Genomic DNA, 13,102 nt, shown 5'->3' with positions numbered 1-13,102 from the left:
TGTTTCCTGTCCGGGCGTGAGGTGGGGAGACGGTTGGGTGCCGGCGGCGTCATCGCCGCGCGAGCCACTCGGAGAAGGTCTCGTGCCCGAGGTGGGCGTCCGCCCCGGGCAGCAGCGCCCGCTGCCCGAGCGTCGCCCCGAAGAAGGGGGTGTGGGCGTCGGAGACCACGTCCGGCATGTAGCCGCGCGCTGCCAGCAGCTTCGCGGTGAGGTCGTCGAGGCGGTGCACCTCCGGACCAGCCACCTCCAGAACACCGAACAGCGGTAGTCCCACGGCGACATGGGCGATCTCGACGGCGACGTCGTCGGCCGACACCGGGCGGATCAGTACGGGCGCGACATGGACGGCGTCCCCGTACGTCGCCGCGCGCGACATGTACTCCACCGACTCGAAGAACGGCGTGGCGCGCACGATGGAGTAGGGCATGGGCGAGCGCCGCACCTGTTCCTCCTGCAGTGCCTTCGCCCGGAAGTAACCCGCCTGCAGACGCTCGGCCCCCACGATGGACAGGATCACGTGGTGTTCCGCGCCCGCCTTCGCCGCCGCCTCCAGCAGGTTGTGGGTCGCAGCGCCGAAGAACTCCAGGCTCTCCAGCTCCCCGCGGGAGGGCGTATCGGTCACGTCCACCACCACATCGGCGCCGCGCACGGCCTCGGTGAGGCCCTTTCCGGTCGTGACGTCGACGCCCTCGTGACGCGATACGCGCACGACCTCCACACCATGGTCCCGAAGCCTGGCAACCGTCCTGGAACCGATCACACCAGTGGCCCCTGCTACAACGACCCGCATTTCGGGCCCCTTCCCGTCGAGAGGTCGGTGACCCCGCTGATGACTTCGTGAGGCGGCCGTGACGCCGGCCCCTCACACCATCTAGGACAGGACTCCCACCAATGTTGTGACACTGATGTGGATCCGGGTGTCACAGATCCGTCCGGAACCCGGTCATGAATGCAGGCGGCCATGGCAGCCATGGCCGGGTGAATCCAAGGGAGGCCGACCCATGTCGGACACGGACACAACGCACGGCACCGAACCGCAGACCCACCCGGAGGGATGGAAGACAGCAGCGAAGATGGTGCAGGAGACCGCACCGCTCACCGTCCCCGAGGGCGCGTCGGGGATGACCATCTTCGTCGAGTGGGAGCCCGGAGACCCGGGAAGCCCGCCGCACCGCCACTCGGGACCGGCGTTCGGTTACGTCCTCGAGGGCGCCGTCCGTTTCGAGATGGAGGGCGAGCCCGAGCGGGTGGTCGAGGCGGGCGGGACGTTCTGGGAGCCGGGCGGCGACCCGATCCACTACCAGGACGGCAACGCGCTGTCCGACGCGCGCACCCGGTTCGTCGTGACGATGCTGTGCGCACCGGGCAAGCCCATGCTCGAACTGGTCGAGAAGGAGGAACTGGCCCAGCGGGCCCATCTCCGCGCCCCGCGCCCCACCGACTGACTGTGCACCGCCCGCCCCGTAGGCAGTTGTGAACGGGACCCGTCCGCTCCGTGGGAGGACGCGGTGAGGCATGAGCACCACTGATGTCGTGCCCGGCATGCTGACCGTGCTGTTCGCGGCCTCGGCCGTTTACACACTGTGGCATGCCGTCCTGCCTCGAGGCTCCGGGTGGCGCGGCCGAGGCGACCAGCTGCTGCACACCGTCATGGCGTCGGCCATGGCGGTGATGCCATGGCACGGGGTCGGCGAAGTGCCGGCGCGGGGGCAGACGGTCTTCTTCGCCGCCGCGGCTCTGTGGTTCCCGTTGACCGCGGTCCTCGGCCGGCGTGGCCCCGGACTGGCCGACCTCGCACGGAGGTCGCCCTGCGCGGTCGGCATGGCGGCCATGGCGTGGATGCCGATGCGGCACACCGGAGTCACGGACGCACGGACCGGCGACCTGGTCACCGCCGTGCTGACGCTCTGCCTCGTGGCCTACGCCCTCCGGTCACTGACCCGGGACATGCCCGGGCTCCAGGGAGCTTCGAGCGGCGCGGGTGCCTCCACCGACATCGGCGGGCCCGTCGACCGTTTCTGGCACGGATCGACCGCCATGGGCACGGCCGTCATGCTGCTCATGCACCACTGACACCGGACCCGGTCCGCACCATGCGTCATACCAACGGTGTCACACATTGTGCGGCAGCCCGGTCCTAGTGAGAGAACCCATCCGATTCCGTGCCCATGGCGAGAAAGGTGGATCATGAGAGTTGCTCGTCGCCGGAGACCGGTCTCATCGGCACACTCCGGCTTCAGCGGAGTCGACCCGGGCCGACCGCCCGGAGACCCGACCGCGGCGGGTCTGCGCTCCCTCCCCCGTCCCGTGGCCGTGGTGGTGGGCGCCGGTGGTGTGCTCGGAGCGGCGCACATCGGTGTCGGGTACGCGCTGGAACGCCATGGATTCGTCCCGGACATGATCATCGGAACGTCGGTGGGCGCCCTGAACGGCGCCATCGCGGCCGCCCACCCCGACAGGGCCGCGCCGTGGTTGGACCACGTGTGGACCCACCTGCGTCGCCGTGACGTGTATCCGCTCGGCTACCTGTCCTCACGGACCAGCGTCTTCACCGATCGCGGCCTTCGTCGACTGATCGCCCGGGCAGAACTGCCCTCGCGGATCGAGCAGTTGGCGGTCCCGTTCACCGCGGTTGCCATGGACCTGGTCACCGGCGCCCCGGTGCTGCTCGACCAAGGAGACCTCCAGTCCGCACTGCTGGCCAGCGCGGCCATTCCCGGGATGCTGCCCCCCGTGGATCGTGCGGGCCGGACACTCGTCGACGGCGGGGTGATCGCCTACGTCCCGGTACTGGCGGCCCAGCAGGCCGGGGCGGCCAGCGTGGTGGTGGTGGCAACGGGGCCGGAGAGCTCGCCGTTGCGCCCCACCAGTACGCGCCGACGTGCCGGTGCGATCGCTGCCAGGGCCGGGCTGCTCCTGTTGCACCACCAGATCGAGCGTGACCTGCATGAAGTGGCCCAGCACATCCCGACCGTCGTGTTGCCGACCGGCATCGAGGACTGGCCCGCACCGTGGGACTTCGGCCACTCCCAACGGCTGATCAGCACCGCATGCCGCACGGCGGGGCGCTTCCTGGACGAACTACACATCGACGGGCCGGGGTTGTACCGGGTCAACGACTCTTCGGCGACCTGCACAAGCCCGGACGAGACATCGATTTCTTCCACGGCGGGGGTCGGCCTGTGAGCACCATCGCGTTCCTCAGTATCGGCATGCACGGGCACATCAACCCGACACTGCCGGTCGTTGCCGAGCTCGTCCGGCGCGGCCACACCGTCACCTATCACACCACGCCCGCGTTCCGTAAGGAGATCGAGGCGACCGGCGCGAGAGTGTACCTGTACCCCGGGGGCGACCAGCCGCTCCCCGACCCGCCGACACCGGTCTCGTGGATGGAGTCACTCGCGAGCACCGCAGTCCGCCTGCTGCCCGCCGTGCTCACCGACCTGCGCCGCGACCGACCCGACCTGATCGTCCACGACAGTGCCTGTCTGTGGGCCGCGGTGGCCGCCCGCGAACTCGAGGTGCCGGCCGCCTCATCCTTCACCACGTTCGCCCTCAACCGGCATGTCCCCAGCCCCACTCGTGGTTCCTGGGACCTGCTGACCGCGGCGACGGCTCAGCCCCGCGCTGTCCAGGGATACCTGCGATCCCGCTGGGCGCTGCACCGCCGCTTCGACGCACGCGCGTTGCCCCTGCTCGACGTGGCGAACATCCGTCAGCCGCTCAACCTGGTCTATACGTCACGGGCGTTCCAGCCCGCCGTCGAGGACTTCGACCGGTCCTACCGGTTCGTCGGCCCGAGCATCGGTGCCCGGCCGGTCGACCCGTCGTTCCCGGCCGACCGGCTGCGCGATCCGGTGCTGTACGCCTCGCTGGGCACGGTGTTCAACGCCGACCCGCGGTTGCTGCGCGGCCTGGCCACCGCGCTCGCCCCGCTGGGCGGGACCGTGATCGTCTCCACCGGGCAGACCGATCCCGAGGCGCTGGGTCCGTTGCCGGCCAACGTGCTCGCCCGCCGCTCCGTGCCGCAACCGGAGGTGCTGGCCCGCGCGGCGCTGTTCGTCACCCATGGCGGGATGAACAGCGTCAACGAGGCCATGTACGCCGGGGTTCCGCTGTTGGTGGTCCCGCAGGGCGCCGATCAGCCGATGGTGGCCCGACGCGTCGTCGAACTCGGCGCCGGCCTGTCGATCCGCACCCGGGACGTGGCAGAGGACTCGGTGCGCGTCCTCGCCCGGCGCCTGCTGCACGAATCCCGGTTCCGGGCAGCCGCGGGCACCCTTCAGGTCGCGCAGCGCGAGGCGGGGGGATATCGGCGCGCCGCCGACGAACTCGAACGGTACCTGCACACGGCCGGCTCGGTCAGTGAGTCGTCTCCGTCGATCCGGCACAGCGAGGCTGAGTGATGTCACTCGCCGTCGTTGTCCTGCTGCTGTTCGCCGGGGTGTCGGAGGCCGCCGGGCGCATCCTGCCGCTGGTCGCACGGCGACCTGGTATGTCACGGATATTCGTGGCCGGGTTGCTGCTGCCCGCCGGCCTCGTCGAGGGTGTGGTGTTCGCGCTGTGGCCACTGACCGCCTGGGCCACGGCCGAGCTGGTGCTCTCCTCGCCACCGCCGGGCACCGGCGTGGTGTGGACACCAAGCCTCGTCGCCCCGATGGTGCTCGCTGCCGTCCTCGCGTTCCCGTTGCTCGGGCCCCTGCTCCACTTCCTGCTCTTTGTGGGGGTGGGGGCCGGTCTGGTCGGCCCGCTCGCCACGGCGAGCGGGCTGGACTGGTGGAGCGCCGCAGGTTGTGTCGCCGCCGCGGGGACTGTGCTCGGTCTCGCCGTAGAGGCCGTTCGACGTCTTGTCGTGAGGTTCAGCGCGACCGAAGTGCTGGAGTCGATCGCATGAACGACTTCTTGCTCTGGGCCTGCGTGATCGGACCTGTTCTGCTGGCTGAAGCCCTGCTGGCCCGCTACGAGATCCTTGCCTACGGCGCAGGCTGGCGAGCCCCTGCCGACGAGCTCCCGGAAGGCGTTCCCTACGCCCGGGGCGCGGCCCCTGGCAGTCCCCCGGATGCCTACCTGGTGTACCTCGACGGCATCGGCAAACGTCACGTCCGTGACAGCCGGGACGGCGGCCAGCTGGTCAAGGCTCTGATCGCCGGAGCGCCGGAGCTACGAGTGCTGGGACAGGTGCAGCCCTACTCACCACTGGCCGACCCGCTCGCCGACCGGCCGGTGTGGGCGTGGCTGCGCCGACATATCGGGCTGCTGCTGTTCCTGCACAATGTCGTGCAGACCTTCGTCGCCGCCGACCACCGCTACCGCCCCCTGTACAACCGGGCCGTCGGCTCCCAGATCGCCACTCAGCTCCGGCTCGCCGGCTACCGGCCCGACAGCGGTATCCCCGTGGTGCTGCTCAGCTACAGCGGGGGCGCCCAGGTCGCCATCGGCGCGGTCGACGAACTGCACGCCAGGCTGCGCTGCCCGATCCTGCTGATCACGCTCGGTGGGTTCCACAACGGCGCCAACGACCTCACCCATGCCGAGCACTTGTATCAGCTCACCAGCGCGAACGACCGGATCGAGCAGATCGCTACCTGGATCTTCCCCCAACGCTGGAGGCTGTTGCGTCGTAGCGGATGGAACCGCGCCCGCCGCGCCGGGAAGATCAGCGTGCATCGGCTCGACCCGGCCACTCACTTCGGGCCGCGCAGCTACATCAGCCCCACGGCTCAGCTGCCGGATGGCCGCAGTTACCTCGACCGCACCGCCGACACGGTGATCGCGGTGATCCGTGCCCACCACGGTGCGACTGCGGGACTGGGCGACCCGTTGCCATGAGGGGCTCGACGAGCCCATGCCACAGGCTCCGGCCTGATCGGTCGCGACTCGACGTGGTCGGGCGCTCCCACGACGATACCGTCGCCTGGTTCGCTCACGGAGAGGGTATGGGCTACTGAGCCGGGGCTCCGGAGAAGGGAATCTCACGGAGCCGCGGCCGTCGTCCGGGACCGACCAGCGCCAGAACCAAGATCCCCGCAGCCTCGCGCGAACTCTTCGCCGCCAAAGGCTATTCGGGCGCGACGCCGCACGGAATCGACCAACGGGCGCAGGTGGGCCCAGCCCTCGTGCACCACTTCTTCGACAACCGGGACGACCTCTGCCGGGAAACCGTCTCCTCACGCCTCGACATGTCCCCCTCCTCGGCGCGCACGGACACGGGGCGGTGGAGGGGTTCAAGCACTCCGGGGAGAGGACCGCCCGGACGTTCCTCGCTTCGTGGGAGAACGGGTCGAGCCGGCGCCCGCGCCGGTCTCCGTCGTCCGGGCCGGACTGGCCGGTGAGGCGACCGCCCGGACGTTCCGTGACCGGATCGAGGTGGCCTTCGGCCGGGCGTGCGGCGGATCACCCCCGAGGGACCGAGCGGACACCGGTGTTCACGTCGCCGGTGTCCGTGCAACTCGTCGGCCTCGCCGTACTCCGCTACAGACGACAGCAGGTCAGGTGCTGGTCTTCGCCTGGAAAGCGGCAGCACTGTCGACGTCGAGTTCGGCGACCAAGCCACGTAGAACAGGCCCGTACTCCGGGTGGGCGAGCGCGAAGGCCATCTGGGCGACCACGTAGTCGGCCGGATTGCCGGTGTCGTACCAGCGGCCCTGGATGACCTGCCCGTACACCGCGCGGGAGGCGGCGTAGGCGTTGATGGCGTCCGTCAGGTAGACCTCGCCGGTCCTCTGCTCGTACCAGCGGCGGGTCTGCTCGCGCAGTTCGTCGATGATGCCGGGGGTGACGACGTAACCACCGATGGCCGCGTACGACGACGGTGCGGCAGCGGGCTCGGGCTTCTCGACCAGGCCAGTGATGCGCAGTTGGCCGTCCCCGAGGTCTTCCTTGACGATGGGCACCCCGTAGCGCTGGGACTGGACGGGGTCCATCGGCATGAGGGCCAGCACCGGGCAGCCGGTCTGCTCGTAGGCGCGGATCAACTGCTGCGCGCGGGGGATCTCGGCCACGAAGACGTCGTCGGGCCACAGCACCAGCACTGGCTCGTCGCCGAAGGCACGGGCAGCGTTCAGTACAGGGGTGCCGTTACCGTAGGGGCCGTACTGGTCGAGGTACGTGAGGTGGCCTTGGCGGGCCAACTCCGCGACCTCCTCCACCGCGTCCGCGTAGGCCGTCTTGCCGTCCACGCGGAGTTGTTCGACGAGGGCGGGATTGGGACGGAAGTGCTCCTGGATCAGGGACTTGCCGCCCGAGACGACGATGGTGATGTCGGTGATGCCCGAGTCCACCAGCTCGCGGACGGTATGCTCGATGACCGGTTTGTCGCCGACCGGAAGCATCTCCTTCGGTGTCGCCTTCGTCAGAGGCAGCAGCCGGGAGCCAAGCCCTGCGGCGGGAATCACGGCCCTGCGAATCGTCGGGGACATCACGTCTCTCTCCGGTCGAGTGTCATGTGTCGTATCGGCAGGCACGACCTGCCGACGCTACCAACGCCCGCCGCCGAACCTGGGCGGCGCTGGGACAGGCACCTGCGCTGGAAGGTCCCTGCGCACCTGTCATTGACGTGGTTGTGCTCGAAGTAAAGACCGAGTACATGCCGCGTCTGTGACGGACGTCGCGGTCCTCAACGGCGGCGTCGGGACATTGCGTTCGCTCGGAGCCACAGCAGCGTTGCGAGGTCCGACAGAGCCAGACGACCGGCCAGCCGGCGCGATCACCAGACTCCCCCGACTTGCCCCAAGAAGGACCACGAGCAAGACGCGGCGACCTCCTACTGCTCACCGCACCTCGTGTCCGGCCTTGAGATGCCGGACCACGAGGGCGCCCGGGTGCTGCGCGCCGGCACCGTCTCCCGCAGCACACCGGCATCTTCCGAAGCGTGACTGGCGCACCGCTCCCGCCAACACTCAAGATCACGCGCAATCGCCGGACTCCGACAGCCGTCTTGGGACTCATCGCATCGCCGCAGGACAGAACGGCTCGGTAGGCGACTTCAAGGCGATCGCTCCAACCTCGCGGCCCGCGACTCGACTCACAAAACACACCCTGGCCGCAGTCGGATCCGGACCATACGCGGGCCGGACTCCGACAACTCTCCTTACAGTTCAGCGTCTACACAGGTCAGGGACGCCTGCGGCCTGTACCACCAGCAGACCAAGAACCTTCTTGTTTCTTACAGCCCTCAGAAACTTGGGTTCTTCCAGAGCCTCAAGTCGGGTGCCTGGAAGGAGCTTTCCCCTTTCAGGCACCCACGGGACGGGGCCACCATCCATAACCGGTCAGCAACCTTCCGGACCCGTTCACCACAAATCTGCGCCCGTCCCGGACCAGCCACGGACCGGCTGGGGCGCTACGTTGCGGAGCCCTCGGTGGTGCGAAGCATGCGAGGAAGAGCGGACGACGTCGAGTGTCGGGCGTGATCACACGGTAGTGGGCTGCCGGGGAGAGCTCGAGGTCGTTGAGCACCGCGAGGACTGGCTCCCAGCACATCCCTATGGTGTCGCCGTCCGGGATGACGTGGATCCGTCCTTGAACTGACACCTGGAGCGACCACCCGCACCTTGCGGCCGCAGCGCAGCGCAGGGTACTCAACTCCACCGAGCACCCTGCTGACTCGACCACGCTCGCGGCGAGAGTCTCTCGAGAGTCCGGCCGATCGAGCGACAAGTCCTGTCCGGAATACAGCACAATCATGATCCGGCCGACGACCGGGGAACGCGGACCGCGTGCCGATGGTTACCGGTAATGGCCGACGGATGCTGGCACGGAACGGGCTGGGCGGAGCCGGGAGCGGATGCGGGCAGCGGAGATCGTCGGGGTGCACGGGACGGAACGGTCCAGGACCTCGGGGGGAGCAGTCGACTCGGGACCGGGGGAAGGCGCTCGAGCGCGGCATCAAGGAGTTCACGGACCGGCCCGACCGCCCGCCCACGCTCCGCACGCCGCACTGGACTTCCCTGCTCGCCAAGGGCACGGACCGGTTGGGGCCGCAGAACGACCCCTACAGCGCGTCGATGACACCGGCGGAGGAACAGTTCGTAGCGGAGTCCCACAACGCGTGCACAGCCCCACGGGAACTCCCGGGAACTCGCGGGTGGAAGCGGGGAGCCCCCAGGCACGGGAAAGGGCTCCGACCGACCCATAAGACCAGGTCAGAGCTCTGCCGGCAGACGAGCCGGGCTGTACGCCCTGGACAGCGCCGTACGAGAGGGTGTCGGGCGGGTGGGAAACATCATGCCCGGACCATGAGACAGCGGTTGCCAGGTGTTCAACGACCGCTGAACCAGAAGCGGAAGCGGTGAACCCGACGCGCCGTCCACGGCGTGTAGGTGCCGAACGACGGCTCCAGGGACATCGGGCCGGCGTGGTGATCAGACGTTTGGAAGACGCGAGGAAAGCGAGTACCGCCGGGATGCACAACGAGGAGGCTGCCCAGGTGCCGCCTGGCCAGGAACAAAAGGTCGTGGGTCGATACCGGCTGTTGTCCCTCCTTGGCGAGGGTGGCATGGGGACGGTGTGGCGGGCGTGGGACGAGACGCTGCAACGCGAGGTCGCCGTCAAGGAGGTACGGGCACCGGCCGGGGCGGCAGCCGCGGAAACCGCCCAGCTCTACAGACGACTTGAGCGCGAGGCGTGGGCCGCCGCCCGGATCGTCAGCCCCAACGTGGTGACGGTCCACGACGTCGCCAACGCCGACGGCCGCCCGTGGATCGTCATGGAACTCGTCCGCGGCCGCTCGCTGGAGGAACTGCTGCGCTCCGAAGGGCCGTTGACCCCGCGACGGGCCGCGCAGATCGGCGGCGAGGTGCTGTCCGCCCTGCGCGCGGCGCACGAGGCGGGAGTCCTGCACCGGGATGTGAAGCCCGCGAACGTGCTCCTCTCCAAGGACGGCGGCAGGGTGGTCCTCACCGACTTCGGCATCGCCACGCTCGAAGGCGACGCCTCCCTGACCGTGGCCGGGCAGGTGGTGGGTTCTCCCGAGTATCTGGCGCCCGAGCGCGTGCTCGGCCGTACGCCGGGCCCGGCCTCCGACCTCTGGTCGCTCGGGGCCCTGCTGTACGTGGCCGTGGAGGGCGTACCTCCTTTCCGGCGGGACACCGCGCTCAGCACCCTTCGCGCAGTCGTGGACGAGCGGTTTCCGCCGCCTCGCCGCGCGGGGCCGCTGTCCACGGTGATCGCCGAACTCCTGCGCAAGGAGCCCACCGAGCGCCTCACCGCCGAACTCGCGCAGGAGCGCCTTCGGTTGATCGCCGCGGGGAGTGCCGCTCCCCCGCAGGCTCATCCCTCCACCGTCAAGGTGCCCACGATCGGCACTCCTCCGGCCCCTCCGCCGTCGGCGGCCTCGTCCGGGGTTCCTACGGCCCTGCCGACCCAGACCTCCTACGTGGCATCGCCGGTCTTCGCGTCCGTTTCCGGGCCGAACCCCGCGGCCTCCGGTCCCCCGCGCCGCACCAAGCGCGGAGTCGTCGCCGCCGTGACCTCCGGGTGCGCCTTGCTGATCGGCGCCGGACTGACATACGCATCGGTCGGCCACGACCATGAGCCGTCGACGTCGAACCAGGCGGCGACGTCGAGCACCCGGGCAGCAGAGGCCCCGGCAGCGGAAGCAGCGCACGTGACCGTGACCGTCACGGGTGGGAACACCACCTACGTCGGCCCGTGTGCCCCTCCGGCCGGACAAGCCCCCACCTTCACCGCCACGTTCACGGTGGACCGGACACCGGCCCAGGTCACCTACCGGTGGGTGACGGCAGACGGTTCGGTGGTCGACCGGGAGTGGCGCGCCCTCGACTTCGCCCGCGGCGGCGAACCGACCAAGCGGGAGGCCATACGACTGACCTCTTACACGCAGGTCGGTACCTTCGCCAGTGAGATCGGAGTGCAGATCAGAGGCGCGGACGGGACCACCTCCAACAAGGTTCCCTTCTCGGTGACTTGCCGCGCGACAGCGAACAGCACGACGAGCCGGAGCTCCGCTCGCTCACTTTCCCGTCACTGATTCGGCACTGCCCCCTGCCTACTCTCGCCGCTCCAAGACCGAGAAGCCGACGGTTCCTTGGCCAGCCTGTCCCCCCGCCCATGCTGGCCAGGCCGTCGGTGCGAACAGAGCAGGACTCCCACATCATGACGTTGCTTGCGGGCATCGATGAAAGTGCGCCCTCGTCCACCTCGGACAGGGTGCACGAGTTGGTGGAACAACATCGCCCTGCGTTACTGGCGTACACGCGGCGGTCCCTGACGGATCAACACCTCGCCGAGGACATCGTCCAGGAGACGTTCATCAGGGCGTGGCGTCACGCCGACCGGCTGCACCACCACGAGGGGTCGGTACGCGGGTGGCTGCTGAAGGTGGCCAGGAACCTCATCGTCGACCGCATGCGCAGTGCCTACGCGCGGCACGAGACGGTGACCAGTCACACCTACGACACCACGCTGCCGGACCACACCGACGGGGTCCTGACCTCCCTTGAGGTGGTCTCCCTGCTGCGCTCTCTGTCCAGGGAGCACCGGGAAGTGGTGACGCTCGTGTACCTCTGCGGTCGGACGCTGAACGAGGCGTCGCTCATACTCGGCATACCGTCGGGAACGGTGAAGTCGCGCCATTTCTACGCTATGCGGGGGCTGCGCAAACAGTATTCTGCACGCCTCTGATCGGGCACACGGAACCTGGTTGAACTCTGCGGGACGCCCTTGTCGTGTAGAAGGCGGAGCAGCCGAGCGCAAAGAGGCCGCTCCGCCTTCACCCCGTCTCCGACTCAGAGGAAATCGATGACGTACTACTTCGATGTCCTGAAGCGCTACGGCGTCTTCAAAGGGCGGGCTCGGCGTGCCGAGTTCTGGCTCTTCAACCTGTTCGACCAAATCGCGGTGCTCGCCCTCAGCGGGGCCGGATACCTCGCGGGAACCGAATACATCGCACTCGCCTACGGCATTCTCACCTTCCTGCCGAGTCTGGCGGTGACCGTGCGCCGACTGCACGACACCGACCGTCGGGGCTGGTGGCTTTTCATCGGGCTGATACCGGTGGTCGGCTTCATCGTCCTGCTGGTCTTCCTGGTACATGACGGCAACGCGGGCAGTAATCGCTTCGGGCTGAGTCCGAAAGGCAGGCTGCTTCAGGTCCACCCGCAGCCGGTGGCGTGACACGTTCTCATCAATTCCATGCGTCAAACTCTCTCAGGAGTTCTCATGTCGAGTTCGCGTTCACGCGTCCTCCCACTCGCCTCCGCCGTACTGGCGGGGATGTTTTTCCTGTCGGCCTGCAACGGTGACGACGAAGCCGCACAGGCCGCAGCGGAAGCCACCAGCGCGCTCGAATTGCAGCAGGGCACCGCGCAGGAGAACGGTGCCAATATGAGTACCGGAGACCTTTCCGTCGCTGCCGCGCCCGCTGTCGCTGCCGTCGCTCCGAAACCGGTGCTCCGTAAGTGGGTGCAATTGAGCGCGAGTTCCGCGGGTGACCTCGATCCGGTGGTCATCAACGGAAAACAATTCACCCTGTACCGGTTCGACAAGGATTCCAGCAATCCCTCGCGTTCCAACTGCGCCGGTGACTGCGCGACCACTTGGCCGCCGTATCTGGTGGCGCGTGACGGCAGGGTCTTCATCGACGGAATCGACAAGTCGAAGATCGGCTTCATCGAGCGGGACGGCGGTTTCCAGGTCACGGTCGGCGGCTGGCCCGTCTATCTCTTCAGCAAGGACACCGCTCCTGGTGACACCAAGGGGCAGGGTGTCGGCGGTGTGTGGTTCGGCGTCACCCCGGACGGCGGCAAGGCACAGGGCGGCGGCTCTTCCGCGGGGGGAACGGCGGCCCAGCCCTCGCAGCAGGCGTCGCCCACGTCCGATCCCGCGGACAACGTGACCGTCTTCGCGAAGACGAACTTCCTCGACGCGTCGCAGGGTGTCTCGGGACCGGGCTGCCAGAACGTGCGGTTCGACGGCTCGCTCCAGACCGGCGGAGGCTTCGTCAAGGTCTGGGACGGTCCGGACTGCACCGGCAACTCCAAGTTCGTCGAGGGCGACGTCCCGGACCTCCTGGGCGACACCGGCTTCCAGAACGTCCAGTCGGTGCGCTTCTTCAACTGAGGCCGAGGCCGCCGACTGC

13 protein-coding genes are annotated in these 13,102 nt (G+C 68.7%); 11 read left to right on the top strand and 2 right to left on the bottom strand.

Annotated features, from left to right (window positions below):
* Positions 1-49: 49 nt before the first annotated feature.
* Complete coding sequence (locus OG504_RS51750) at positions 50-790, bottom strand: SDR family oxidoreductase (RefSeq protein WP_405996133.1); 741 nt, start codon at positions 788-790, stop codon at positions 50-52.
* A 211-nt stretch (positions 791-1,001) separates the two neighbouring features.
* Between OG504_RS51750 and OG504_RS51745 the strand changes: the two genes are divergently transcribed.
* The 7 genes from OG504_RS51745 (at position 1,002) to OG504_RS51715 (ending at position 6,335) form a co-directional block, all read left to right on the top strand.
* Positions 1,002-1,445, top strand: coding sequence for a cupin domain-containing protein (locus OG504_RS51745; protein WP_405996132.1), 444 nt, complete (start codon positions 1,002-1,004; stop codon positions 1,443-1,445).
* A 70-nt stretch (positions 1,446-1,515) separates the two neighbouring features.
* On the top strand, positions 1,516-2,073 hold the full coding sequence (locus OG504_RS51740; RefSeq protein WP_405996131.1) for a DUF5134 domain-containing protein: 558 nt from the start codon (positions 1,516-1,518) through the stop codon (positions 2,071-2,073).
* A 114-nt stretch (positions 2,074-2,187) separates the two neighbouring features.
* A complete protein-coding gene (locus OG504_RS51735) occupies positions 2,188-3,186 on the top strand; it encodes a patatin-like phospholipase family protein (protein ID WP_405996130.1) in 999 nt (332 codons plus the stop codon).
* Entirely contained in the window at positions 3,183-4,409 is a 1,227-nt protein-coding gene (locus OG504_RS51730; protein WP_405996129.1) for a macrolide family glycosyltransferase, read from the top strand. The genes OG504_RS51735 and OG504_RS51730 overlap by 4 nt, the downstream gene beginning before the upstream one ends.
* On the top strand, positions 4,409-4,897 hold the full coding sequence (locus OG504_RS51725; RefSeq protein ID WP_405996128.1) for a hypothetical protein: 489 nt from the start codon (positions 4,409-4,411) through the stop codon (positions 4,895-4,897). Before OG504_RS51730 ends, OG504_RS51725 begins: the two co-directional genes overlap by 1 nt.
* Entirely contained in the window at positions 4,894-5,832 is a 939-nt protein-coding gene (locus OG504_RS51720) for a hypothetical protein (RefSeq protein WP_405996127.1), read from the top strand. Before OG504_RS51725 ends, OG504_RS51720 begins: the two co-directional genes overlap by 4 nt.
* Before the next feature lie 140 nt (positions 5,833-5,972).
* The gene (locus tag OG504_RS51715; RefSeq protein ID WP_405996631.1) at positions 5,973-6,335 is read left to right on the top strand and encodes a TetR/AcrR family transcriptional regulator; all 363 of its coding nucleotides are present in this window, start codon (positions 5,973-5,975) and stop codon (positions 6,333-6,335) included.
* 156 nt (positions 6,336-6,491) lie between these two features.
* Here the strand turns inward: OG504_RS51715 and OG504_RS51710 are convergent, their stop codons facing one another.
* Positions 6,492-7,421 (bottom strand): UTP--glucose-1-phosphate uridylyltransferase, encoded by a 930-nt coding sequence (locus OG504_RS51710; protein ID WP_405996126.1) that lies wholly within the window; start codon positions 7,419-7,421, stop codon positions 6,492-6,494.
* Positions 7,422-9,457: 2,036 nt separating this feature from the next.
* Here OG504_RS51710 and OG504_RS51705 point away from each other — a divergent pair.
* The 4 genes from OG504_RS51705 to OG504_RS51690 all read left to right on the top strand — a co-directional run bounded on the left by OG504_RS51705 (position 9,458) and on the right by OG504_RS51690 (position 13,083).
* Positions 9,458-10,993 carry a serine/threonine-protein kinase gene (locus OG504_RS51705; RefSeq protein ID WP_405996125.1) on the top strand — a complete coding sequence of 512 codons (1,536 nt, stop codon included), beginning with the start codon at positions 9,458-9,460 and terminating at the stop codon, positions 10,991-10,993.
* An 80-nt stretch (positions 10,994-11,073) separates the two neighbouring features.
* Positions 11,074-11,646: a sigma-70 family RNA polymerase sigma factor gene (locus OG504_RS51700; protein WP_405996124.1), complete on the top strand. Its 573-nt coding sequence runs from the start codon at positions 11,074-11,076 to the stop codon at positions 11,644-11,646.
* A gap of 117 nt (positions 11,647-11,763) precedes the next feature.
* Entirely contained in the window at positions 11,764-12,138 is a 375-nt protein-coding gene (locus tag OG504_RS51695; protein ID WP_405996123.1) for a DUF805 domain-containing protein, read from the top strand.
* 45 nt (positions 12,139-12,183) lie between these two features.
* Entirely contained in the window at positions 12,184-13,083 is a 900-nt protein-coding gene (locus OG504_RS51690) for a hypothetical protein (RefSeq protein ID WP_393049032.1), read from the top strand.
* Positions 13,084-13,102: the final 19 nt, after the last annotated feature.

The organism is Streptomyces sp. NBC_00986 (assembly GCF_045162565.1).
Classification (GTDB): domain Bacteria; phylum Actinomycetota; class Actinomycetes; order Streptomycetales; family Streptomycetaceae; genus Streptomyces.
The sequence above is the reverse complement of the archived record's forward strand: the minus strand, read 5'-3'. Positions and strand labels throughout refer to the sequence as shown.

Excerpts from the sequence above, each read along its gene's own strand:
- OG504_RS51720 (WP_405996127.1), top strand. The coding sequence starts at position 4,894 with ATGAACGACTTCTTGCTCTGGGCCTGCGTGATCGGACCTGTTCTGCTG.
- OG504_RS51690 (WP_393049032.1), top strand. The coding sequence starts at position 12,184 with ATGTCGAGTTCGCGTTCACGCGTCCTCCCACTCGCCTCCGCCGTACTG.
- OG504_RS51700 (WP_405996124.1), top strand. The coding sequence starts at position 11,074 with ATGCTGGCCAGGCCGTCGGTGCGAACAGAGCAGGACTCCCACATCATG.
- OG504_RS51695 (WP_405996123.1), top strand. The coding sequence starts at position 11,764 with ATGACGTACTACTTCGATGTCCTGAAGCGCTACGGCGTCTTCAAAGGG.
- OG504_RS51740 (WP_405996131.1), top strand. The coding sequence starts at position 1,516 with ATGAGCACCACTGATGTCGTGCCCGGCATGCTGACCGTGCTGTTCGCG.
- OG504_RS51750 (WP_405996133.1), bottom strand. The coding sequence starts at position 790 with ATGCGGGTCGTTGTAGCAGGGGCCACTGGTGTGATCGGTTCCAGGACG.
- OG504_RS51710 (WP_405996126.1), bottom strand. The coding sequence starts at position 7,421 with ATGTCCCCGACGATTCGCAGGGCCGTGATTCCCGCCGCAGGGCTTGGC.
- OG504_RS51745 (WP_405996132.1), top strand. The coding sequence starts at position 1,002 with ATGTCGGACACGGACACAACGCACGGCACCGAACCGCAGACCCACCCG.
- OG504_RS51735 (WP_405996130.1), top strand. The coding sequence starts at position 2,188 with ATGAGAGTTGCTCGTCGCCGGAGACCGGTCTCATCGGCACACTCCGGC.
- OG504_RS51725 (WP_405996128.1), top strand. The coding sequence starts at position 4,409 with ATGTCACTCGCCGTCGTTGTCCTGCTGCTGTTCGCCGGGGTGTCGGAG.